The organism is Bradyrhizobium sp. WSM4873 (assembly GCF_055811355.1).
In genome coordinates, this window is sequence record NZ_JBVVPS010000022.1 from 19664 (window position 1) to 42755 (window position 23092).

Annotated in this window: 18 protein-coding genes; 7 read left to right on the forward strand and 11 right to left on the reverse strand. The window is 64.4% G+C overall.

Annotation, left to right across the window (positions count from 1 at the left end):
• Positions 1-79 precede the first annotated feature (79 nt).
• The 9 genes from AC0L21_RS25620 to AC0L21_RS25660 all read right to left on the reverse strand — a co-directional run bounded on the left by AC0L21_RS25620 (position 80) and on the right by AC0L21_RS25660 (position 9991).
• Entirely contained in the window at positions 80-1363 is a 1284-nt protein-coding gene (locus tag AC0L21_RS25620) for a glycerate kinase type-2 family protein (protein WP_473264518.1), read from the reverse strand.
• 194 nt (positions 1364-1557) lie between these two features.
• On the reverse strand, positions 1558-2787 hold the full coding sequence (locus tag AC0L21_RS25625; protein ID WP_473264519.1) for an ABC transporter substrate-binding protein: 1230 nt from the start codon (positions 2785-2787) through the stop codon (positions 1558-1560).
• A 239-nt stretch (positions 2788-3026) separates the two neighbouring features.
• Positions 3027-4253, reverse strand: coding sequence for an ABC transporter substrate-binding protein (locus tag AC0L21_RS25630; protein WP_473264520.1), 1227 nt, complete (start codon positions 4251-4253; stop codon positions 3027-3029).
• A gap of 120 nt (positions 4254-4373) precedes the next feature.
• Entirely contained in the window at positions 4374-5609 is a 1236-nt protein-coding gene (locus AC0L21_RS25635; protein WP_473264521.1) for an ABC transporter substrate-binding protein, read from the reverse strand.
• A 31-nt stretch (positions 5610-5640) separates the two neighbouring features.
• Positions 5641-6657 carry a branched-chain amino acid ABC transporter permease gene (locus AC0L21_RS25640; RefSeq protein WP_473264522.1) on the reverse strand — a complete coding sequence of 339 codons (1017 nt, stop codon included), beginning with the start codon at positions 6655-6657 and terminating at the stop codon, positions 5641-5643.
• Between the two features lie 2 nt (positions 6658-6659).
• Entirely contained in the window at positions 6660-7538 is an 879-nt protein-coding gene (locus AC0L21_RS25645) for a branched-chain amino acid ABC transporter permease (protein ID WP_007599708.1), read from the reverse strand.
• Between the two features lie 12 nt (positions 7539-7550).
• Positions 7551-8264, reverse strand: coding sequence for an ABC transporter ATP-binding protein (locus AC0L21_RS25650; RefSeq protein ID WP_473264523.1), 714 nt, complete (start codon positions 8262-8264; stop codon positions 7551-7553).
• Positions 8261-9058 (reverse strand): ABC transporter ATP-binding protein, encoded by a 798-nt coding sequence (locus AC0L21_RS25655; RefSeq protein WP_473264524.1) that lies wholly within the window; start codon positions 9056-9058, stop codon positions 8261-8263. Before AC0L21_RS25655 ends, AC0L21_RS25650 begins: the two co-directional genes overlap by 4 nt.
• Positions 9059-9124: 66 nt before the next feature.
• Positions 9125-9991: an IclR family transcriptional regulator gene (locus tag AC0L21_RS25660; protein WP_473264608.1), complete on the reverse strand. Its 867-nt coding sequence runs from the start codon at positions 9989-9991 to the stop codon at positions 9125-9127.
• A 128-nt stretch (positions 9992-10119) separates the two neighbouring features.
• On the opposite strand from AC0L21_RS25660, the gene AC0L21_RS25665 reads away from it, so the two are divergent.
• The 6 genes from AC0L21_RS25665 to AC0L21_RS25690 all read left to right on the forward strand — a co-directional run bounded on the left by AC0L21_RS25665 (position 10120) and on the right by AC0L21_RS25690 (position 18848).
• Positions 10120-12216: a 3-hydroxyacyl-CoA dehydrogenase NAD-binding domain-containing protein gene (locus AC0L21_RS25665; RefSeq protein ID WP_473264526.1), complete on the forward strand. Its 2097-nt coding sequence runs from the start codon at positions 10120-10122 to the stop codon at positions 12214-12216.
• Positions 12217-12414: 198 nt separating this feature from the next.
• Positions 12415-14109, forward strand: coding sequence for a dicarboxylate--CoA ligase PimA (pimA, locus tag AC0L21_RS25670; protein WP_473264527.1), 1695 nt, complete (start codon positions 12415-12417; stop codon positions 14107-14109).
• Entirely contained in the window at positions 14106-15293 is a 1188-nt protein-coding gene (locus AC0L21_RS25675; RefSeq protein ID WP_473264528.1) for an acetyl-CoA C-acyltransferase, read from the forward strand. The genes pimA and AC0L21_RS25675 overlap by 4 nt, the downstream gene beginning before the upstream one ends.
• Positions 15294-15447: 154 nt before the next feature.
• A complete protein-coding gene (pimC, locus tag AC0L21_RS25680) occupies positions 15448-16638 on the forward strand; it encodes a pimeloyl-CoA dehydrogenase large subunit (protein ID WP_085351714.1) in 1191 nt (396 codons plus the stop codon).
• A gap of 132 nt (positions 16639-16770) precedes the next feature.
• Positions 16771-17913, forward strand: coding sequence for a pimeloyl-CoA dehydrogenase small subunit (pimD, locus tag AC0L21_RS25685; RefSeq protein WP_473264529.1), 1143 nt, complete (start codon positions 16771-16773; stop codon positions 17911-17913).
• Between the two features lie 161 nt (positions 17914-18074).
• Positions 18075-18848, forward strand: coding sequence for an SDR family NAD(P)-dependent oxidoreductase (locus AC0L21_RS25690; protein WP_473264530.1), 774 nt, complete (start codon positions 18075-18077; stop codon positions 18846-18848).
• A 14-nt stretch (positions 18849-18862) separates the two neighbouring features.
• Here the strand turns inward: AC0L21_RS25690 and AC0L21_RS25695 are convergent, their stop codons facing one another.
• Together AC0L21_RS25695 and AC0L21_RS25700 are read right to left on the reverse strand one after the other, a co-directional pair.
• A complete protein-coding gene (locus AC0L21_RS25695; RefSeq protein ID WP_473264532.1) occupies positions 18863-19756 on the reverse strand; it encodes a hypothetical protein in 894 nt (297 codons plus the stop codon).
• A gap of 1 nt (position 19757) precedes the next feature.
• Positions 19758-21116 carry an MBOAT family O-acyltransferase gene (locus AC0L21_RS25700; protein ID WP_473264534.1) on the reverse strand — a complete coding sequence of 453 codons (1359 nt, stop codon included), beginning with the start codon at positions 21114-21116 and terminating at the stop codon, positions 19758-19760.
• 416 nt (positions 21117-21532) lie between these two features.
• Between AC0L21_RS25700 and glpK the strand changes: the two genes are divergently transcribed.
• The gene (gene glpK, locus AC0L21_RS25705) at positions 21533-23038 is read left to right on the forward strand and encodes a glycerol kinase GlpK (protein WP_473264535.1); all 1506 of its coding nucleotides are present in this window, start codon (positions 21533-21535) and stop codon (positions 23036-23038) included.
• Positions 23039-23092 lie beyond the last annotated feature (54 nt).

Genomic DNA, 23092 nt, shown 5'->3' on the forward strand with positions numbered 1-23092 from the left:
TGCCGACGAGAATTAAGAGATCGTTAACCATGCCGTCGCGCCGAACGCGCGGAGCCGGCGGGATAGCGATGCCGCCGCGTCAGTCGACCAGGATCACCCTGATATCGTTGACATTGGTCAGCGTGGGACCCGGCAGCAACAGGTCGCCCGTCGCCTCGAAGAACGCCGTCGCGTCGTTGTTGTCGAGATAGACCTGCGGCTGCAGCCCCTGCGCCGTCATCTTCACGAACGTCGCCGCGTCGATCAGCGCACCGGCGGGGTCGGTGGGATGGCCGGCGCCGCCATCGGCGCCGTCGGTGTCGCCGGCAAGCGCGGAGATGTCAGGCGTGTCTTTCAAGAGGCCGGCCAGCGCCAGCGCGTATTCCTGGTTCGGGCCGCCGCGGCCATTGCCGCGCACGGTGACCGTGAGCTCGCCGCCGGAGAGGATCGCGACGCGCTTGCCCTGCGCGCGAGCCTGAAGCGCCAGCCTGGCGTGATCGGCGGCAATTTCGCGGGCTTCGCCTTCGAGGTCGGCGCCGAGATCGATCGTCTCGTAACCGGCCTCATGCGCCAGCTTCACCGCAGCGTCGAGCGATTGCTTCGGACGCGCGATCAATTCGAAATGCGCGCGCGCGAACGCGGCATCACCGGGCTTGCAGCTCTCGTTGGCGGGGTCGTCCAGCGCGCGGCGGACGGCATCGTCGATGTCGAGCTTGTACCTGGCGACGATCGCGCGCGCATCATTGAGCGTGGTCGGATCAGGCACGGTCGGACCCGACGCGATCGCGGAGGGGTCGTCATGCGGCACGTCGGAGATCGCAAGCGTCACGATCTCGGCGGCATTCTTGCCCGCGCGCGCCAGCCGGCCGCCCTTGATCCGCGACAGATGCTTGCGCACGACATTCATCTCGCCGATCGGCGCGCCGGAGCGGAGCAGCGCCTTGTTGACCGCCTGCTTCTGCGCGAAGCTGATGCCGTTGACGGGCGCGATCCAGTTCGCCGAGCCGCCGCCGGTGAGCAGCACCAGGAGCAAATCGTCTGGCCTAGCCTCGGCCGCGAGCGCGAGCGTATCGGCCGCGCCCTTCAACCCGGCTTCGTCGGGCACGGGATGACCGGCCTCGACCACGCGGATGCGGCGGGTCGGTACGCCGTAGCCGTGACGCGTGGTGGCGATGCCGACGAGGCGCTCCGGTGCGAGCCCGAGCGTGTCGAGGTAGTGCCGCTCGGCGGCGGCGGCCATCGCGGCCGCGCCCTTGCCGGCGGCGAGGCAGATCACGCGTCCCCTCGGCGCGGGCCGCAGGTGCGGCGCCAGTATCGTGCTCGGATGAGCGGCGGCAACGGCGGCGTCGTAGAGCGCGCGGAGCAGGGGGCGTCGGTCGGTCATGACGAAAGGCCTTGAGCGGACAGATAAAGACTGGCGGCAAACGCGCCGCTCACCTGCCTACCGCATCATGCGCCAAAGCGTAAGCCGGCTTTGCCATCATTCGATTGTGCAATCGCGTGATCATAATCGACGCCCAAGCAAAAACCCCCTGCGATGGTTCGCAGGGGGTTTTCATGGTCGTTGGTATCAGGTGGTTAGCCGCCGACGTCGGCGCTGATCACGTCACCGAACAGCTCCCACTTGTCGCCCTTGAACTTCTCGAGCTGGAGCTGGCTGATCGGCGCGAAGTCGGTCGGAGACGTGTTGATCTGCACGCCCGGCAGCAGCACCTCGGTGCGGAAGTTCTTCAGGCTGGCGGCCTGCTTCATGACGTTCGCGCGTGTGAGATCGTCGCCGCACTGCTTGAGCACTTGGACCAGGGTCTGTGCCACGCCGTAGCCGACGATGGTGCCGTGATCGAGCTTGTCGCCGTCGGGAAAGTACTTGTTCATGAACGCAACGAAGTCTTTCATGCCGGGGTCGCTGTTCCACGCCGGATCCGAAATGTCCTTCAGGTAGTCGGCGGAGATGATGTCCTGCGAGTTCTCGAACCCGGCGGGCTTGAGCACGCTGCCGACGGAGGCCGAGACGTTGTTGAGGAAGTGCAGCGGCTTCCAGCCGATCTCGGCATTCTTCTTGATCGCCTGCGCCGCGAATTTCGGCGTCGTGATGTTCATGAAGACGTCGGCGCCCGTCGACTTCAGCTTGACGATGTGGTTGTCGATGGTCGGCTCGGAGGTCTCATAGCTCTCCTCCATGACGATCATCGACGCGGCCTTGGCGCCGAGGCCGTCCTTCAGGCCCTTGAGATAATCCTTGCCGTAATCGTCGTTCTGGAACAGCACGGCGATCTTGGCGTCCGGCTTGTTCTTGAGCAGCCACTTCGCGTAGATCTGCGTCTCGCTCTGGTAGTTGGGCTGCCAGCCCATGGTCCAGGGGAAGTTCTGCGGATCGTTCCACTTGGTGGCGCCGGTGGCGACGAACAGCTGCGGCACCTTCTTCGAGTTCATGTATTTGTGGATCGCCGAGTTCGGCGGCGTGCCGAGCGAGTTGAAGATAAACAGCACCTCGTCGCTCTCGACCAACTTGCGCGCCTGCTCCACCGTCTTCGGCGGCGAGTAAGCGTCGTCATAGGAGATGAAGTTGATCTTGCGGCCGTTGATGCCGCCTTCGTCGTTGATCTTCTTGAAATAGGCGGCTTCGGTCCGCCCGATGATGCCGTAGGCGGAGGCCGGTCCGCTGTAGGGCATGATGTTGCCGATCTTGATCTCGGTATCGGTCGCGCCGGTATCGTATTTCTTCTGGGCCGATGCCGTGGAGGCCGAGGCCGCAATGAGCGCGAGCGCAAGTGACGCGGCCGCAAGTTTGCCGGTGACAGCGGGCATTCCTATCTCCCTATTTTCTTGGTGTGTGTGCGTCCCTTTTCTTGTGTTGCTCGTTTTTGGTGACGCGGCCGCAATTCAATACGATTTACCTGATGCCTACAACAGAAAGCCCCTGCGGCGGGGTCGCAGGGGCTGCTTCTTTAGTAGTCAGGGGCGCTCGTGCGTTCGTGTGCGACTGCGAGAAGGTGCATCCGTCTGAGTTGATGAACCCATCGGGAGCGAGTTTGAGTTGCGCGGCTTCAGTGGCCGAGCTCGCTCGAGATGACGTCGCCGAACAGCTCCCATTTCCGGCCCTTGAACCGCATCATCTGGAGCTGCTCGATCGGGGCGAAATTATCGGCCGCGGTGTTGATCTTGATGCCGGGCAACAGGGTGTCGGGCTCGAAATCCTTCAGGCTTGCCGCCTGCTTCATGACGTTCTCGCGGGTGAGATCGTCGCCGCACATCTGCAGCACCTTCACCATGGTTTGGGCTGCGGCGTAGCCGAACACTACGCCGGCATCGAGCTTGTTGGCCTTGGGATCGTATTTGGCGAGGAAGTTGTAGAACTTCTTCATGCCGTCATCGGCATTCCATTGCGGGTCGGAGCCGTCCTTGGTGTAGCTCGCCGACAGGATGCCTTGCGAGATCTCGAGCCCGGCCGGCTCGAGCACGCCGCCGACCGAGGCCGAGACGTTGGAGATGATGTGGACCGGATGCCAACCGATCTCGGCCGCCTTCTTGATCGCTTGCGCTGCAAATTTCGGCGTGGTGATGCTGACGAAGATGTCGGCGCCGGAGGCTTTCAATTTCACGACGTGCTCGTCAATTGCCGGCTCCGAAGTGTCGTAGCCGTCTTCCAGCACGATCATCGAGGCCTTTGGCCCAAGGCCGTCCTTCAGCCCCTTGAGATAGTCCTTGCCGAAATCGTCGTTCTGATAGAGCACGCCGATCCTGCCGTCCGGCTTCTCCTTCATGATGTACTTGGCGTAGATGCGCGCCTCGCTGGCGTAGCTCGGCTGCCAGCCCATGGTCCAGGGATATTGCTTTGGATCGTTCCACTTCGAAGCGCCGCTCGCCACGAACAATTGCGGCACCTTCTTCTCGTTCATGTATTTGCGAATGGCGCCGTTGGTGGAGGTGCCGAGCGAGCCGAAGATCAGCAGCACCCCGTCGCTCTCGACCAGCTTGCGGGCCTGCTCCACCGTCTTCGGCGGCGAATAGCCGTCGTCGTAGGAGATGAACTTGATCTTGCGGCCGCCGATGCCGCCCTCGGCATTGATCTTGTTGAAATAGGCTTCCTCGGCCTTGCCGATCGCCGCATAGGCGGAGGCCGGGCCGCTATAGGGCATGATGTTGCCGATCTTGATCTCGGTATCGGAGGCGCCGCTGTCGTATTTCTTTTGCGCCAGTGCCGGGCTGCCCATCGCAGTGCACAACGCGAGTGCGGCCAGAACGCCCGCAACCTGAAATCGAACGGCAGTCATCTTTCTCCACCCGGAACGGATCGCCGCCGCATTGAACAAGATTGATGCGGGACGTCAACAAAAAGCCCCCGCGATCGTCCGCGGGGGCTTCTCGATGTGTCGGACTATCGCGTCAGGGTGTCACTCGGTGGCGATGTCGCCGCTGATGATCTCGCCGAAGAGTTCCCACTTCTCGCCCTTGAAGCGCTGCATCTGAAGCTGCGCGATCGGGGCGAAGTCGGTGGGTCCGGTGTTGATCTTGACGCCGGGCAGCAAGGTGTCCGGTGCAAAATCCTTCAACGAGGCCGCCTGCTTCATGATGTTGGCCCGGGTCAGATCGTCGCCGCACATCTCCAGGACCTTGGCCAGCGTCGACGCCGCGCCGTAGCCATAGACCATGCTGGTGTCGGACTTGTCGGCACCCGGCATGTACTTGTCGACGAACTCGTTCCACTTCTTCATGCCGGGGTCGTTGGCCCACTGCGGGTCCGTGGAATCCTTGGCATAGGCTGCCGACAGCACGCCCTGCGCAGCCTCGAAGCCGGCCGGCTTCATCACGCTGCCGACCGAGATCGACACGTTGGTGAGGATCTGCAGCGGCTTCCAGCTCAGCTCGGCGGTCTTCTTGATGGTCTGGGCCGCGAATTTCGGCGTCGCGTAGATCAGCAGGACGTCGGGATTGGCCGCCTTGATCTTGACGATGTGACCGTCGATCGAGGGCTCGGACACCTCGTAGCTCTCTTCCATGATGATCATGGACGCGCCCTTGGCGCCCAGGCCGTCCTTGGTGCCCTTGAGGTAGTCTTTGCCGAAATCGTCGTTCTGATAGAGGATCGCGATCTTGGCGTCCGGCTTCTCCTTCAACAGCCATTTCGCGTAGATCTGCGCTTCGCTCTGGTAGGAGGGCTGCCAGCCCATGGTCCAGGGGAAGTTCTTCGGGTCGTTCCACTTGGTGGCGCCGGTGGCGACGAACAGCTGCGGGATCTTCTTGGCGTTCAAATACTTCTGGATCGCGCTGTTCGAGGGCGTGCCGAGCGGGTTGAACACGACGATCACTTCGTCGCTCTCGACCAGCTTGCGGACCTGCTCGACGGCCTTCGGCGGCGAATAGCCGTCGTCATAGGTGACGAAGTTGATCTTGCGGCCGTTGATGCCGCCCTTGTCGTTGATCATCTTGAAATAGGCTTCTTCGGTCTTGCCGATGATGCCATAGGCCGAGGCCGGACCGCTGTACGGCATGATGTTGCCGATCTTGATCTCGGTATCGGATGCGCCGGTGTCGTATTTCTTCTGGGCGAATGCGGCGCCGGAGGTGAGAGTGATGACCGCCGTTGCCGTTACCAGCGCAGCGGTTCGCAGTGTTCTTTCAAAAAGCAATTCGGGTCTCCTTGGCTTAATCAACGGGTTGTCAGTTCTTTCTGAGCCGGCCGACGAGTTGCTGGCCCATGATCGCGATCTGCCTCGCGCCGTGTGGCACGAGGTAGATGACGGCGAACAGGAGTACGCCGAATACGGCGCCGGAGAGGCCCTTGGAGATGCCCTCCGCCATGTTCGGCACGAAGATGATGAAGGCTGCGCCGACGAACGAGCCGGGCAGCCAGCCGACGCCACCGACGACCATGCCGAGGAACAGCGAGATCGCCAGCGTGATCGTGTAGCTGTCGGGCGCGACGAACTGCACGGCGATGGCGCCAAGCGAGCCGGCAACGCCGGTGATGCCGGCGGACACGCCGAAGGCCAGCGTCTTGTACAGTGCGACGTTGACGCCCATCGAGGAGGCCGCGATCTCGTTGTCGCGGATCGCCATGAAGGCGCGGCCCGAGCGGGAGCGCAGCAGGTTGACCGAGAAGATGTAGATCGCGAGCACGACGGCGAGCGAGAAGTAGTAGAGCCACGTGTCCTGCGACATCGGCAGCCCGAACGGTGCGTCGGGCTTGGTGACGACGAGGCCCTGCACGCCGCCCGTCCAGTGCTCCAGGAAGTTCAGCTTCAAGAGCTGCGGCATCGCGGTGGCAAGCGCAAAGGTCGCGAGCGCGAGATAGACGCCCGACAGCCGCAGCGCCGGCTTGCCGAACAGGTAGCCGAATGCGAAGCAGACCGCCGCGGAAACCGGAATTGTCAGCGCATAGTTGACGTTGAAGTACTCCATCAGCACCGCCGACGTATAAGCGCCCACGGCGTAGAAGGCGCTCTGGCCGAGCGAAAACTGGCCGGAGCCGCCCGTCAGGATGTTCAAGGCCAGCACCGCGAGCCCGTAGATCAGGAGCATCGTCATCTGGAAGATGATGAAGTTCTTGACGAACACCGGCACCACCAACAGCACCGCCAGCACCAACAGGGAGGTGCCCGTGCCCAGCGTCATCGCCCGCTTCGGAACCGCCTCGACGGCCGGGGCTTCCGTGACGACGTCTTCTGCAGCGCTCATGATCAAACTCGCTTGACGATTTGCCGGCCGAACAGGCCAGCGGGTTTGACGACCAGGACGGAAATGATCAGCGCGAGCGCGATCGGGAGTTTCAACTCGTTGCCGACGCCGGGAATGTAGGTGCCGGCGAGGTTTTCGAAGACACCGACCAGGAAGCCGCCGACCACGGCGCCGAACGGGCTGGTCAGTCCGCCGAGCACCGCCGCGGCGAAGCCGTAGATCAGCACGCCGCCCATCATGTTGGGCTCGAGGAACACGACCGGTGCGATCAGCATGCCGGCGATCGCACCGATCGCGGAGGCCATGCCCCAGCCCAGCGCGATCATCCAGCTTGTGTTGATGCCGACCAGCCGGGCCGATTCAGGCACGGAGGCGGCCGCACGCATGGCGAGGCCGATCTTGGTGTACTGGAAGAAGAAGTAGAGGCCGAGAAGCAGCAGCACCGTGACGCCGATCATGCCGGCCTGGTGGGTCGAGATCAGCTGGCTGCCGAGGAACGGCGAGGAGCCGAACGGGGTCGGATACTGCTTGATGGTGAAGTCCCAGATCAGGCCGGCGGAGGAGTTGATGATCGCGAACAGCGCGATGAAGCCGGCGACGTTGGTCAGCACCGGCGCCTTGGCGAGCGGCTTGAACAGGATGCGCTCGATCGCGATGCCGCCGACGAAGGACAATGCCAGCGTGATCACGAAGGCAGCCCAATAGGGAATGCCCCATTGCATCAGCTGCCAGGAGATGAAGGTCGAAAACATCGCCATCTCGCCCTGCGCGAAGTTGAGATGGTCGATCGCCTGGTAGATCATGACCACCGCGAGCGCCATGCAGGCGTAGATCGCGCCCGTGGCGATGCCGGCCAGCACTTGGTTGGTGAACAGCTCCATCGTGCCGGCTCCTCAGTAACCCAGGTAGGATTTGCGGATTTCTTCGTTGTTCGCGATGTCCTTGGCGTTGCCCGACATCACGATGCGTCCGGTCTCGATCACATAGGCCTGGTCGGCGAGCTCGAGCGCGAGCTGGGCGTTCTGCTCGACCACCAGGATCGACACCTTGTCCTCGCGATTGATCTTGCCGAGGATGCCGAACAGGTCGCGCACCACGAGCGGCGCCAGGCCGAACGAAGGCTCGTCCAGCAGCATCAGCCGCGGCCGCAGCATCAGGGCGCGGGCGACCGCGAGCATCTGCTGCTCGCCGCCCGAGAGCGTGCCGGCCTGCTGGGTATTGCGCTGCTTGAGCACCGGGAAATGCGCATACATGCGCTCGATGTCGGAGACGATGCCGGCGCTGTCCTTGCGGGTGATGGCGCCGAGCTGGAGGTTTTCCTCCACCGTCATGGTGGTGAAGGTGCCGCGGCCCTGCGGCACATGGGCGATGCCGAACCGCACGATGCTTTCGGTGGAGCGGTTGTTCAGTGGCTTGCCGTCGAACTCGATGCCGCCGGTCGAGCGCACCATGTTGCAGATCGCGCGCAGCGTGGTGGTCTTGCCGGCGCCGTTGGCCCCGAGCAGCGTGGTCAGCGATCCCTCGCTGAGCGAGAAGGACAGGCCGTGGAGCGCCTGGACCTGGCCGTAATAGGCGCGCAGGTCCTTGACGTTGAGCAGCGTCGTCATTGGTCCTTGCTCCCGAGATAGGCCTTGATGACGTCGGGATCCGCCTGCACCTGGGCGGGCGTGCCTTCCGCGAGCTTCTTGCCGAAATTCAGCGCGACGACGTGGTCGGCGATCGACATCACGAGGCCCATATGATGCTCGACCAGCAGCACGGTCATGTGGCGTTCGTCGCGGATGCGGCGGATGAGGTCGCCGAGCACGTAGACTTCCTCGTGGTTGAGGCCGCCGGCGGGCTCGTCGAGCAGCAGGATCTTCGGATCGGCAGCGAGCGCGCGCGCCAGCTCGACGCGCTTCTGCGTGCCGAACGGCAGGCCCGACACGACGGTGTGGGCGACGTCCTCGAGGTCGAGATAGGCGAGGATCTCATGCACCTTCTTGTTGACGTCGCTCTCGCTGCGGCGAACCCAGGCCAGCCGCAGCGAGTCGCTGATGATGTCGCTGGAGGTGCGGGCATGGGTGCCGACGCGGACATTGTCCATCACCGACAAATTCGGAAACAGCGCCACGTTCTGGAACGTGCGGCCGATGCCGATCTCCGCGATCCGGTGCGGCGGCCGCGTCAGGATGCTCGCGCCCTCCATCAGGATGTCGCCGGACGACGGCTGGTAGAGCCGCGAGAGGCAGTTGAAGAGCGTGGTCTTGCCGGCGCCGTTAGGGCCGATCAAGCCGAGGATCTGGCCCTTGTGCATGTCAAAGGACACGCCGTTGAGCGCAATGATGCCGCCGAACACGACGCTGACGTCGCGAACCGCGAGCAGGGGCGATGTCCCCTGCGCGAGCTGTGCCTGCGTCATCTCGTCTCGCCCACTCTGTTCGGTGAGCGAAGGAGCGATGTGAACCACTCCCGATGATGACAAAGGCTATCTGATCCCCTCGGCCACACGCGCAACTTTCCCTCCTGATTTCAGCTTTTTGCTGACGTCTTTTTTGGAATGCGGCATCAGACCCCCAAGTGCCGCTTCGATGTTCCTTACCATCGCAAGCAGACGCGGTCCAATGTCGTTGATCAAACGCTCTTCCGTGAAGCGGAATGCCGGCGCGCCGCAATTGAATGCGTAAGGGCCGGTTCCGTCGTTGAGCCTGAGCGCGACGCCGGCGGCGCCGATGTCGTCGTGCCAGTCGCCGACCGAAATCGCAAATCCGTATTTCGCGACGGTCTCGCCAGAACGTTCCAGCCCGTCGCGCATCTTCGGCCAGCGGCTGCCGTAATGTTCGCGCAAGACACGGGACAGTTCCGCGCGATCGTTCTCCTCGAGCGCCCAGAAATAGGCGCGGCCCATCGCGCTGGTTGCAATCGGCACGCGGGAGCCGACGTCAAGTTGAACGCCGACCGTCTCGCTGCCGCGGCTTTGCCCGAAATAGATCATGCTGTGACGGTCGCGGCCGCCGACGGCAACGGCTCCCCCGGTCGCGCGCATCATTTCCTCGCGGAACGGTTCGGACAAATGCCGAACGCCGAGATTGGACAAAGCGGCGTAGCCGAGTGCCATCGCGGCCGGCGCAAGCTGATATTTCTCGAAGCGGGGAACCGGCGTCAGATAGCCGAGCTTGGTCAAGGTATAGGTCAGCCGCGAAACGGTCGGTTTGGGCAAATTGGTGCGGGCCGCGATTTCCTGATTGCCAAGAAGTCCGTCGCTGGGCTGGAATGCGCGCAATACGTCTAGTCCGCGGGAAAGCGCGACGACGAAATTCCGATCGGTCGCTATCTTCTTTCCTGTACGCTTCATCCCTGATCTGCTTCTTGCGCGGAGTCGTTGACAAGCCACGTGCTTCAAAATAACCCTGCCGTCAAGATGCGGAATTAAATTCCGCAGTGCGAAATTGAACAAAAATTACCCCACCAAGGAGGGACACCGTGAGCGAAGTGGTCAAGCTTGAGCGTCATGACGAAGTCGGGATCGTCACGGTCGACAGCCCTCCGGTCAACGCGCTGAGCGCCGCGGTTCGCGGCGGAATTCTGGAATGCATCAAGGCCGCGGTCGCCGATCCCGCGATCAAGGGCATCGTGCTGACCTGTGCCGGCCGCACCTTCATCGCGGGCGCCGACATCACTGAATTCGGCAAGCCGCCGAAGCCGCCCGCCCTCAACGACGTGCTTTCCGAGATCGAGAATTCACCGAAGCCGGTCGTGGCCGCGATCCACGGCACCGCGCTCGGCGGCGGCCTTGAGGTCGCGCTCGCCTGTCATTTCCGCGTTGCGGTGAAGGAAGCCAAGCTCGGCCTGCCCGAGGTGAAGCTCGGCCTGCTGCCGGGCGCCGGTGGCACCCAGCGCCTGCCGCGCGCGGTCGGGCCGGAGCTTGCGGTCAAGATGATTGTCGGCGGTGATCCGATCGGCGCTGCGGAAGCGCTGAAGAACGGGCTGATCGAGGAGATCGTCGAGGGCCCGGCTGCCGGAGGCGAAGCTTTCGTGCGAAAGCTGTTGGCTGAAAAGCGTCCGCTGCGCCGTCTGCGCGACGACGACTCCAAGATCGCGGCGGCCAAGGCCGACCGCTCGATCTTCACCAACGCGGTCGCGGCCATGACCAAGAAGTCGCGCGGCCTGGAAGCGCCGTTCGCGGCGGCCGACGCCGTCGGCTACGCCATCGACCTGCCGTTCGACGAGGGCCTCAAGAAGGAGCGCGAGGGCTTCCTGAAGCTCGTCGCCAGCGATCAGTCCAAGGCGCAGCGTTATGCCTTCTTCGCCGAGCGCGAGGCCAGCAAGATCGCCGGTGTTCCTGAAGGGACCAAGCCGCGGCCCGTGAACCGCGTCGCCATCCTCGGCGCCGGCACGATGGGCGGCGGCATCGCGATGTCCTTTGCCAATGCCGGCGTTCCCGTCACCCTGATCGAGACCGGCGAGGAGCAGCTCAAGCGCGGCATGGGCATCATGCAGAAGAACTGGGAAGCGACCGCGGCGCGCGGGGGCATCCCGGCGGATGCGCCCGCCAAGCGCATGGCGCTGATCAACGGCGTCGTGGGCATCGAGAACGTCGGCGATGCCGACCTCGTCATCGAAGCCGTGTTCGAGACCATGGCAGTGAAGAAGGAAGTGTTCGGCAAGCTCGACCAATACGTCAAGCCGGGCGCCGTGCTCGCCTCCAACACCTCCTACCTGAACATCGACGAGATCGCGAAGTCGACCAAGCGTCCGCAGGACGTGCTCGGCATGCACTTCTTCTCGCCCGCCAACGTCATGAAACTGTGTGAGATCGTGCGCGCCGACAAGACCGCGCCGGATGCCCTCGTGACCGCGGTCAACATCGCACGGAAAATCGCAAAAGTGCCGGCCGTGGTCGGCGTCTGCGACGGCTTTGTCGGCAACCGCATGCTGGCCCAGCGCGGCAAGCAGTCGGAGAAGTTGCTGTTCGAAGGTGCCTTGCCCCAGCAGGTCGACGCCGTCGTGACGAAATTCGGCATGCCGATGGGGCCGTTCGCGATGGGTGACCTCGCCGGCCTCGACATCGGCTGGCGCTCGCGCAAGGACCGCGGCATCAAGTCGGAGATCGCGGACGCGCTCTGCGAAGCCGGCCGCTTCGGCCAGAAGACCGGCAAGGGCTATTACAAATACGAAGCCGGCTCCCGTTCGGCGCTACCGGATCCGGAAGTCGAGAAGCTGATCGACGAGACGCTGCTGCGTTTGGGCCGCAAGAAACGCGTCGTCAGCGACGACGAGATCCTCGAGCGCATGATGTATCCGATGATCAACGAGGGCGCGAAGATCCTGGAAGAAGGCATCGCCGCGCGCCCCTCCGATATCGACGTGGTCTGGCTCTATGGCTATGGCTGGCCGATCTACCGCGGCGGCCCGATGTTCTGGGCCGACACCGTCGGCCTCAAGCACATCGCCGATCGTCTCTCCTTCTATGCGAAGGAGACCAATGACCCCAGCCTCGAGCCCGCGCCACTGCTGAAGAAGCTCGCGGAGGAGGGCAAGACCTTCGCCTCGCTCGCGGCGGGCTCGAAAGCGGCGTGATGGTATTGGGGTGGCTGTGATGTCTCGCCCCGAGCAACGCTCTCTCCGTTCCCTCCCCCCTTGTGGGGGAGGGTCAGGGAGGGGGGTAGGCCCGGGCGCCGGCGCTTGTGGCCACCGCCTTCCCCAACCCTTCCCCACAAGGGGGAAGGGAGCCCGTCTGTCCGTGCCCGCCTCACGTTTGCAGAGTAACGACCCTTAATGACCCATCCCGGCGAACAGTTTTATCCCGAGGGCGTGCGCTGGGACGACGCCATCGTCCAGGGCACGCTGCCTGACCTGCTGGCAAAAGCCGCCGCTGACTACGGCCCGCGCACCGCGCTGGAATTCCGGGATCGTCCGATCACCTACACCGAACTCGCCGCGATGGCGGAGCGTGCGGCTGCCGCGTTCCTGCGCGCCGGCTGCGGCAAGAACACTTCCATCGCCCTGTTCCTCGGCAACACGCCCGATCATCCCGTCAATTTCTTCGGCGCACTGAAGGCAGGCGCCCGTGTCGCGCATCTGTCGCCGCTCGACGGCGAGATCGCGCTGACGCACAAGGTCTCCGATTCCGGTTCGCGCCTGCTCGTCACCACCAACCTCGCGGCGCTGCTGCCGACCGCGCTGAAATTCCTGGAGAAGGGCCTGATCGATCGCCTGGTCGTCTGCGAGGACGACAACTGGGGCAAGGTCGGCACACCGCAGGCTGCGATCCCCAGCGATCCCCGGATCGTCACCTTCAAGGCATTTGTCGAGGGCGCAACCGCGCCGGCAGAGTGGCCGCAAGTGAACGCCGACGATGTCGCGCTGCTGCAATATACCGGCGGCACCACCGGCCTGCCCAAAGGCGCGATGCTGACCCACGGCAACCTCACCTCGGCCGTGTCGATCTACGACGTCTGGGGCAAGCCGTCGCGCGCGACGCGCGGCGACGTCGTCGAGCGCGTGATCTGCGTGCTGCCACTGTTCCACATTTATGCGCTCACTGTCGTGCTGCTGTCCTCGCTCAGCCGCGGCTATCTGATCTCGCTGCATCAGCGTTTTGACGTCGAAGCGGTGATGCGCGACATCGAAATCAAGCGCGCGACTTATTTCCCCGGCGTGCCGACGATGTGGATCGCGATCGCCGCGCTCCCAGATCTCGACAAGCGCGACTTCTCCTCGCTCGCCACCATCGGCTCCGGCGGTGCGCCGCTGCCGGTGGAGGTCGCAAATTTCTTCGAACGCAAGGTCGGCAAGAAGCTCCGCAGCGGCTGGGGCATGACCGAGACCTGCTCGCCCGGCACCGGCCATCCGCCCACCGGTCCCGACAAGCCGGGCTCGATCGGCCTGATGCTGCCCGGCATCGAACTCGACGTCGTCGCGCTGGACGATCCGACACGCGTATTGCCGCCGGGCGAAGTCGGCGAGATCCGGATCAAGGGCCCGAACGTCACCAGGGGCTACTGGAACAGGCCCGAGGGGTCCGCGGAGGCCTTCGTCGACGGCCGCTTCGTCACCGGCGACATCGGCTATGTCGACACCGACGGCTATTTCTTCCTGGTCGACCGCAAGAAGGACATGATTATCTCCGGCGGCTTCAACGTCTACCCGCAGATGATCGAGCAGGCGATCTACACCCTACCAGGCGTGCACGAGGTGATCGTGCTCGGCATTCCGGACTCCTATCGCGGCGAGGCCGCAAAAGCCTTCATCAAGCTCAGGCCCGGCGCAAATCCGTTCTCGCTCGACGAACTGCGCGCGCAGCTCACCGGCAAGCTCGGCAAGCACGAATTGCCGGCGGAGGTCGAATTCGTCGACGATCTGCCGCGCACGCCGGTCGGAAAGCTGTCGCGCCATGAGTTGCGCCAGCAGCAGAAACCATCACAATCCGCCCAACTTGCCACCCGACTTGCATCAGGAGATCGCTCTTGACCGACGCCGTCATCGTTTCCACCGCTCGCACCCCGATTGGCAAGGCCTATCGCGGCGCGCTCAACGCCACCGAGGGCGCAACCCTGCTCGGCCACGCCATCGGCGAAGCCGTCGCGCGCGCCAAGGTCGACCCCAAGGAGGTCGAGGACGTCGTGATGGGCGCTGCGCTGCAACAGGGCGCGACCGGCGGCAACATCGCGCGCAAGGCGCTGCTCCGTGCCGGTCTCCCCGTCACCATCGCCGGCACCACCATCGACCGGCAATGCGCCTCGGGCCTGCAGGCGATCGCGCTCGCCGCACGTTCGGTGATTTTCGACGGCGTCGAGATCGCGGTCGGCGGTGGCGGCGAGTCCATCTCGCTGGTGCAGAACGACAAGATGAACGGCTTCCATGCGCAGGACCCGGCGCTGCTCGAGATCAAGGGCGAGGTCTACATGCCCATGATCGACACCGCCGAGATCGTCGCCAAGCGCTACGGCATCTCACGGGAGAAGCAGGACGAATATTCGCTGGAGAGCCAGCGCCGCACCGCCGCGGCCCAGCAGGGCGGCAAATTCAAGGACGAGCTCGCGCCGATCACCACCAAAATGGCGGTGACCGACAAGGCGACCGGTGCAGTCTCGTTCAAGGACGTCACGCTCTCGCAGGACGAGGGCCCGCGCCCCGAGACCACCGCAGAAGGCCTCGCCGGCCTCAAGGCCGTGCGCGGTGAAGGATTCAGCGTCACCGCCGGCAATGCCAGCCAGCTTTCGGACGGGGCTAGCGCCTCTGTGATCATGAGCGACAAGGAAGCGGCGAAGCGCGGGCTGAACCCGCTCGGCATCTTCCGCGGCTTCGTCTCCGCCGGCTGCGAGCCGGACGAGATGGGCATCGGCCCGGTGTTCGCCGTGCCGCGCCTGCTCAAGCGTCATGGCCTCACCGTCGACGACATCGGCCTGTGGGAGCTGAACGAAGCCTTCGCGGTGCAGGTGCTGTATTGTCGCGACAAGCTCGGCATCGACCCCGACAAGATCAACGTCGACGGCGGCGCGATCGCGGTGGGCCATCCCTACGGCATGTCGGGCGCGCGTCTCACCGGCCACGCTCTGATCGAAGGCCGCCGCCGCAAGGCGAAGTACGCGGTCGTCACCATGTGCGTCGGTGGCGGCATGGGCGCGGCGGGGCTTTTCGAGGTGTTGCAGTAGTTCTGGTCCAGCAGCCGTCGTCCCGGCGAAAGCCGGGACCCATACTCCGCAGCAGGAGTTTGGCGCACGAACAACAATGGCCTTCGCAAGACAACGAGGTCGGTGGTTATGGGTCCCGGCTTTCGCCGGGACGACACATTCACAGGAGGATCCGATGGATCTCGCATTCACGAAAGAAGAGCAGGCGTTTCGCGAGGAAGTGCGATCATTCTTCCGCGACAACGTGCCGCCGGATACGCGGCGCAAGCTGGTCGAGGGCCGCCACCTCTCGAAGGACGAGATGGTGACGTGGTGGCGCATCCTCAACAAGAAGGGCTGGGGCGTCAGCCACTGGCCCAAGCAATATGGCGGCACCGGCTGGACCTCCGTGCAGCACTACATCTTCAACGAGGAGCTGCAGTCCTATCCGGCGCCGCAGCCGCTCGCCTTCGGCGTCAGCATGGTCGGCCCCGTCATCTACACCTTCGGCAATGAAGAGCAGAAGAAGCAGTATCTGCCCCGCATCGCCAATGTCGACGATTGGTGGTGCCAGGGCTTCTCCGAGCCCGGCTCCGGCTCCGACCTCGCCTCGCTCAAGACCAAGGCCGAGCGCAAGGGCGACAAATGGATCATCAACGGCCAGAAGACCTGGACCACGCTCGCCCAGCACGCCGACATGATCTTCTGCCTCTGCCGCACCGACCCCTCCGCCAAGAAGCAGATGGGCATCTCCTTCATCGTGTTCTCGATGAAGTCCAAGGGCGTCACTGTGCGCCCGATCCAGACCATCGACGGCGGCGCCGAGGTCAACGAGGTGTTCTTCGACGACGTCGAAGTGCCCATCGAGAACCTGATCGGCGAGGAGAACAAGGGCTGGGACTACGCGAAATTCCTGCTCGGCAATGAGCGCACCGGGATTGCCCGGGTCGGCGTCTCCAAGGAGCGGCTCCGCCGCATCCGCGATCTCGCCGGTAAGGTCGAATCCGGCGGCAAGCCGATCATCCAGGACGCGGCCTTCCGCGACAAGCTCGCGGCCTGCGAGATCGAGCTCAAGGCGCTCGAACTCACCCAGCTCCGCGTCGTCGCCGACGAAGGCAAGCATGGCAAGGGCAAGCCCAATCCGGCGTCGTCAGTGTTGAAGATCAAGGGCTCCGAGATTCAGCAGACCACCACCGAGCTGCTGATGGAAGTGATCGGCCCGTTCGCGGCACCCTACGATGTGCACGGCGATGACGGCTCGAACGAAGCCATGGACTGGACCGCCCAGATCGCGCCGAGCTATTTCAACAACCGCAAGGTCTCGATCTACGGCGGCTCCAACGAGATCCAGCGCAACATCATCGCCAAGGCGGTGCTGGGGCTTTGATCGTACACTATCAACACGCACTCACCGTCATGGCCGGGCTCGACCCGGCCATCCACGCCTAGCGCTACGAAAGAACGTGGATGCCCGGCACAAGGCCGGGCATGACGACATCGATACCGGAGAGCAACGAACATGGATTTTGATCTGAACGAGGAGCAACGGCTTCTCAAGGAAAGCATCGACGGACTCTTGACCGATTCCTACGATTTCGAGAGCCGCAAGAAGTACATGAAGGAGAAGGGCGGCTGGAGCAAAACCGTCTGGGGCAAGCTCGCCGAGCAGGGCCTGCTCGGTCTGCCCTTCGCGGAGGCCGATGGCGGCTTTGGCGGCGGCGGCGTCGAGACCATGATCGTGATGGAGGCGCTCGGCAAGGCGCTGGTGCTCGAGCCTTATCTCGCGACCGTCGTGATCGGCGGCGGCTTCCTGCGCCATGCGGGCAGCGATGCGCAGAAGGCCGCGCATGTGCCCGGCATCGTCGACGGCAGCAAGACGCTCGCCTTTGCCCAGCTCGAGAAGAACTCGCGCTACGATCTCTTCGACGTCACCACGACGGCGAAGAAGAAGGGCGACGGTTGGGTCATCGACGGCGAGAAGTTCGTCGTGCTCAACGGCGAGAACGCCGACACGCTCATCGTGACCGCGCGCACCAAGGGCGAGCGCCGCGACAAGAGCGGCATCGGTTTGTTCCTGGTGCCGGCCGACGCCAAGGGCGTCGCCAAGAAGTCGTACCCGACCCAGGACGGCCTGCATGCCGCCGACATCACCTTCACCGGCGTCGAAATCGGTGCCGATGCGGCGCTCGGCAATCCCGACGACTCGCTCGCGCTGATCGAGCGTGTGGTCGACGAAGCTCGCATCGCGCTTTGCGCCGAAGCGGTCGGCCTGATGGACGAGTCGCTGAAGACCACGGTCGAGTACATTAAGACGCGCAAGCAGTTCGGCGTGCCGATCGGTTCGTTCCAGTCGCTGCAGCACCGCGCCTCCGACATGTTCGTCGCCGCCGAGCAGGCGCGATCGATGTCGATGTTCGCGACCATGGCTGCTGATTTCGAGGACGCCAAGGAGCGCAGCAACGCCGTTGCGGCGGCCAAGGTGCAGATCGGCAAATCGCTGAAGTTCGTCGGACAGCAGGCGATCCAGCTCCACGGCGGCATCGGCATGACCATGGAGGCGAAGATCGGCCACTATTTCAAACGCCTGACCATGATTGAGAACTCGTTCGGTGACACCGACTACCACCAGCGCCGCGTGGCGGATGGTGGCGGGTTGATCTGAACTGAGCCGGCCACACGAAGACTGTCATGCCCCGGCTTGACCGGGGCATCCAGTACTCCGCGGCGGCTGTTCGTTCACACAGCTTCAGCCGCGGCGTACGGGATCGCCCGGTCAAGCCGGGCGATGACACCGAACAAGTGGACGCAGGGACCCCGACACCAATGAAAAACACCCCGTTCGATCTCACCGGCAAGGTCGCCGTGGTCACCGGCTCCAGCCGCGGCATCGGCCGCTCCTCCGCCGAGCTGCTCGCAAAACTCGGCGCCAAAGTGGTGGTCTCCTCGCGCAAGGCCGACGCGTGCCAGGAGGTCGTCGATGGCATCAAGGCGGCCGGTGGTGACGCCACCGTCATCCCCTGCAACATCGCGCGCAAGCAGGAGGTCGAGGCGCTGATCGCGGGCGCGACCAAGCATTACGGCAAGATCGACATCCTGGTCTGCAACGCCGCCGTCAACCCGTATTACGGCCCGCTGCTCGACATCACCGACGAAGCCTTCGACAAGATCATGGGCAGCAACGTCAAGAGCAACATCTGGCTCTCCGCGCTGGCGATCCCGCAGATGGCCGAGCGCGGCAACGGCTCCGTCGTCATCATCTCCTCGATCGGCGGCCTGCGCGGTTCGACCGTGATCGGCGCCTACGGCATCTCGAAAGCCGCCGACTTCGCGCTGTGTCGTTCGCTCGCCGGCGAATGGGGCCCGAAAGGCGTCCGCGTCAACTGCATCGCGCCCGGCCTGGTCAAGACCGACTTCGCCCGCGCGCTGTGGGAAGACGAAGCGAATCTGAAGCGCCGCACCGCCACCACGCCGCTTCGCCGCATCGGCGAACCCGACGAAATCGCGGGCGCAGTCGCCTACCTCGCCTCGGATGCGTCGAGCTTCATGACCGGACAGACCATCGTCATCGACGGGGGCGTGACCACGGCGGCGCCGTAGTCGCCGCTCGTCCGCTACGGGCGGCGCTCGGCCAAGGTGCGTTCGATGGCGCTTTCGATGGCGCGGACGACGATCAGGGCCGAACGTTCGTCGAGATGCACGCCGTCGTCCCAACGCAGCTCGCGTCGCGGCGGATCGATCGGCAGCCAAAGCGCGCGATCCGGGAAGGCTTCGTTGACGATCTCGTTGGTGATCCGGACCATGCGGGAGCCTTCGATCTCCGGCGCAAACGGAACGTGGATCAGAAACACGCGGGTGCCGCGCCGCTGCAGCTCGTCGATGAGCTGCCTGACGCGGACCACATTCGCGCGTACCGGCACGGTCGGGTCAGCTTCGTTCATCTGCTCCAGCGCACGGTCGAGATAGACCTTGTTGTCGAACGTGCCCGGCGGCTGGCTGAGCAGGCGATCCCGCTCGGCGCGCGCCCGGGCGGGATCGGGTTCACCGTGCTTCCACGTTTCATAGCCCGCGACCGCTGTTCGCACCGGGCGCAACAGCAGCGCTTCCGTGCCCGCGCCGCCGGAAAATTTCTCGATCAGCGCGCTGTCCGACTCGCGCGTCAGGACATTCGTCTCGATCAGCACGATCTTTGGCGGGTTCGGCCGGTTCGCGACGATCTCGAGACCTGTCACCGGCGAGCCGCCCGCCAACGAAAGATTGCGGACGCGCGGCGGCGAGAAATACTCCTCCTTGAGGCGCCAGGCGACCGAGCTGCCGACCACCACGACTTCAGGCGTGGGATCCCGCACAAAGCGGTTGAGACTGATCAGGCTGCCGCCGCGGGTCGTGACCGCCGGCTGCTGCAGGGCCGAGCCGAAGCGCGCCTTCGTGAAGGCGCAGGCCAGCAGCAGCGCGGCTGCAGCCGCCGCGCACTTGATCAGCCATGAAAGCGTTAAATTCTGCTGCATGTCAGAACTGGAAGTAGATGAAGGTGCTGTCGGGCCCCGCCTCGAGACAGGCGAGCGCCGCGAGCGCGCCATAGAGATACGGCTCCCATCGCCGCAACCGGCCTTCGACCAGCGCGCCGATGCCGACATGCTGGATGATAACCGGCAAGGCATAGAGCAAAGCGAGGTTGGTGAACAGTTTTGGCGGATTGGGCGTGTCCGTCGCGATGAACATTCCCTTGAGGTAGCTGAGCGCGTGGTCGAAGTTCGGCAGCTTGAAGAAGATCCAGAGCATCGTGACGCAGAAGAACACAATGCCCATCCGGATCACCCGCACCGCCGGGCTTCGATCGCCCAGGAGCTTCAGGAACGGTCGTTCGATCACGAGCAGGATTCCGTGCGCCATGCCCCACAGGGCGTAGCTCAGGCTGGCACCATGCCAGAGTCCACCAAGCGTCATCACGATCATGAGGTTGAGGCAGGTTCGAGCCGGTCCATGACGGTTGCCGCCGAGCGGAATGTACAAATAGGTCTTGAGCCAACTCGACAACGAGATGTGCCAACGTGTCCAGAACTCCGAGAACGAGGTCGAGATGTAGGGCAGGTTGAAGTTCACGGGCAGGCGATAGCCGAACAGCAGGCCGAGGCCGAGCGCGATCGCCGAGTAGCCGAAGAAGTCGGCGTAGATCTGGTAGCTGTAGAGGAACACCAGCAGCCAGCGGTCCTGCGTGCGCAGCGTCTCGTAGAGCGGGAAGTCCATATAGGACGTCATCTCGTTGAGATTGTTCGCCACATACAGCTTGAAGAAATAGCCGACCAGGATCCATTTCGCGGCCTCGACGAAGGCAACGTCACCGATCCGCTTGGGAACGATCTGCGGCATGAACTGGGCCGCGCGCGTGATCGGGCCGGACACCAGCTGCGGAAAGAAGATGATGTAGAGGAACACCTCGCGCAAGCGCACGGTGCGCTTCTCGCGCGTCAGGTCGACCAGCAGGCTGATGTTGTGGAACACGAAGAACGAGATGCCGATCGGCAGCGGCAGCCGCAGCAGGAAGTCAATCGGCGCGGTGCCGGTGAGATGGGTCGCGGCGGCGTCAACGAACAGGAACTTGTATTTGAAGAACGCCAGCAGGCCGAGATTGAAGACGATGCCGGCCGGCATCCAGAAAGTTCGATTATCGAACGCAAGCACCAGGCAGAGATGGGTGCCGAGCACCGCGACGAGCAGCAGCGGCAGCAGCTCCGGCTGGCCGAAGCCATAGAAGAACACGCTTGCGAGGACGAGCAGCGGGACCTGGAAGCCGCGCAGGGAAGGCAGGTAATAGACGCCGAACACGATCGCGACGAAGATGCCGAACTGAAAAGAAGTGAAGGTCATGCCGCCCCATTTGCCGGCCCGGCATGTAGCATTTTCGCATTCTCTGTCCTAGCCCGGTGTCCTCCCCCGCTCCGGGGAAGTGGCATATGAAATTCAAAAGGACCGCGCCGCTTGCTCCGCCTCGCCCGCTTGCGGGAGAGGCCGACGCGCCCCGGGCGATGCGAAGCATCGTCCGCGCGCGGCGGGTGAGGGCTCTCACCCGTGGGGATTCCCTCCGCAATTCTCGACATCCCATTGCGGAGACAGCCCTCACCCCAGCCCTCGCCCGCAAGCGGGGGAGGGAGCGCACTGCCGATGCCGCCGCACCCCCCAGGGGAGGATCAACGCCCGCGCCTTGACCTGCTGCCGGCAATCCCGTTTTCTCTGCCCCAACACAACAACCCCTCCTCACGGGAACACGCCAAGGGCAAGCCGCCATGTCTTTCGTCCTCGCCATCGACCAGGGCACCACCTCCTCGCGCGCGATCGTGTTTCGCGGCGACATTTCCATTGCGGCGAAGGCGCAGGCCGAGTTTCCGCAGCATTTCCCCGCCTCGGGCTGGGTCGAGCACGAGCCTGAGGACATCTGGACCTCGACCGTGACGGTCTGCCGCGACGCGATCGCGCAGGCCGGCATCAGCGCAAAGGACATCGCCGCGATCGGGATCACCAACCAGCGCGAGACCACCGTGGTGTGGGACCGCGCGACCGGGCAGGCCGTGCACCGCGCCATCGTCTGGCAGGACCGCCGCACCGCCGACATCTGCGCCAAGCTGAAAGCCGACGGCCGCGAGCCCGTGATCTCGCAGAAGACCGGCCTGATCATCGATCCCTATTTCTCCGGCACCAAGGTCGCCTGGATTCTCGACCACGTCCCCGGCGCACGGGCGCGCGCCGCCCGCGGCGAGCTGATGTTCGGCACCGTCGATTGCTATCTGCTGTGGCGCCTCACCGGCGGCAAGGTGCATGCCACCGACGCCACCAACGCCTCGCGCACGCTGCTGTTCAACATCCACACCGGCGAGTGGGACGACGAGCTCTTGGAGATCATCGGCGTGCCGCGCTCGATGCTGCCCGAGGTGAAGGATTCCTCCGCCCGTTTCGGCGAGAGCACGCCGGACCTGTTCGGCGGCGCGATTGCGATCTCCGGCATCGCCGGCGACCAGCAGGCCGCGACCATCGGCCAGGCCTGCTTCCGCCCGGGCATGATGAAGTCGACCTACGGCACCGGCTGCTTCGCCCTGCTCAACACCGGCACCACGCCCGTGGCCTCGAAGAACAAGCTGCTCACCACCATCGCCTACCAGCTCGGCGGCAAACGCACCTACGCGCTCGAAGGCTCGATCTTCGTCGCAGGCAGCGCGGTGCAATGGCTGCGCGACGGCCTCGGCATCATCAAGCATGCCGCCGAGACTGGACCTCTTGCTGATCAGTCCGACTCGATGCAGAGCGTCTATCTCGTCCCGGCCTTCGTCGGCATGGGCGCGCCGTACTGGAATCCGCGCGTGCGCGGCGCGCTGTTCGGCCTCACCCGCAACACCGGCCCGGCCGAGCTTGCCCATGCGGCGCTCGAAAGCGTCTGCTACCAGACGTTTGACCTCTGGGCCGCGATGCGCGCCGACTGGCCAAGCTCGGAAACCGCAAGCGTCGTGCTCCGCGTCGATGGCGGCATGACCGCATCCGACTGGACCATGCAGCGCCTCGCCGACCTGCTCGACGCGCCCGTCGATCGCCCCGTGATCCAGGAGACGACGGCACTGGGCGCCGCCTATCTCGCGGGCCTCCAGGCCGGCGTCTATCCCGAGCCGACGAAGTTCGCCGACAACTGGCGCCTCGAGCATCGCTTCAAGCCGAACATGAGCCAGGCCACGCGCGAGCGGAAGCTCGCCGGCTGGGCGAGGGCGGTGAAGGGCGTGCTGGCAAGCGACGAGGGCGAGGGGTAGGCCGGTCTCGTAGCCCGGATGGAGCGCAGCGAAATCCGGGGGTCTCCAGAAGCG

What these genes read in the sequence shown, in the direction of transcription:
- AC0L21_RS25660 (WP_473264608.1), bottom strand. Translation starts at nt 9,991, where the DNA reads ATGAAGCGTACAGGAAAGAAGATAGCGACCGATCGGAATTTCGTCGTC.
- pimD (WP_473264529.1), top strand. Translation starts at nt 16,771, where the DNA reads ATGGATTTTGATCTGAACGAGGAGCAACGGCTTCTCAAGGAAAGCATC.
- AC0L21_RS25650 (WP_473264523.1), bottom strand. Translation starts at nt 8,264, where the DNA reads ATGACGACGCTGCTCAACGTCAAGGACCTGCGCGCCTATTACGGCCAG.
- AC0L21_RS25655 (WP_473264524.1), bottom strand. Translation starts at nt 9,058, where the DNA reads ATGACGCAGGCACAGCTCGCGCAGGGGACATCGCCCCTGCTCGCGGTT.
- AC0L21_RS25640 (WP_473264522.1), bottom strand. Translation starts at nt 6,657, where the DNA reads ATGAGCGCTGCAGAAGACGTCGTCACGGAAGCCCCGGCCGTCGAGGCG.
- AC0L21_RS25645 (WP_007599708.1), bottom strand. Translation starts at nt 7,538, where the DNA reads ATGGAGCTGTTCACCAACCAAGTGCTGGCCGGCATCGCCACGGGCGCG.
- pimC (WP_085351714.1), top strand. Translation starts at nt 15,448, where the DNA reads ATGGATCTCGCATTCACGAAAGAAGAGCAGGCGTTTCGCGAGGAAGTG.
- AC0L21_RS25630 (WP_473264520.1), bottom strand. Translation starts at nt 4,253, where the DNA reads ATGACTGCCGTTCGATTTCAGGTTGCGGGCGTTCTGGCCGCACTCGCG.
- AC0L21_RS25620 (WP_473264518.1), bottom strand. Translation starts at nt 1,363, where the DNA reads ATGACCGACCGACGCCCCCTGCTCCGCGCGCTCTACGACGCCGCCGTT.
- pimA (WP_473264527.1), top strand. Translation starts at nt 12,415, where the DNA reads ATGACCCATCCCGGCGAACAGTTTTATCCCGAGGGCGTGCGCTGGGAC.
- AC0L21_RS25695 (WP_473264532.1), bottom strand. Translation starts at nt 19,756, where the DNA reads ATGCAGCAGAATTTAACGCTTTCATGGCTGATCAAGTGCGCGGCGGCT.
- AC0L21_RS25700 (WP_473264534.1), bottom strand. Translation starts at nt 21,116, where the DNA reads ATGACCTTCACTTCTTTTCAGTTCGGCATCTTCGTCGCGATCGTGTTC.
- glpK (WP_473264535.1), top strand. Translation starts at nt 21,533, where the DNA reads ATGTCTTTCGTCCTCGCCATCGACCAGGGCACCACCTCCTCGCGCGCG.
- AC0L21_RS25625 (WP_473264519.1), bottom strand. Translation starts at nt 2,787, where the DNA reads ATGCCCGCTGTCACCGGCAAACTTGCGGCCGCGTCACTTGCGCTCGCG.
- AC0L21_RS25690 (WP_473264530.1), top strand. Translation starts at nt 18,075, where the DNA reads ATGAAAAACACCCCGTTCGATCTCACCGGCAAGGTCGCCGTGGTCACC.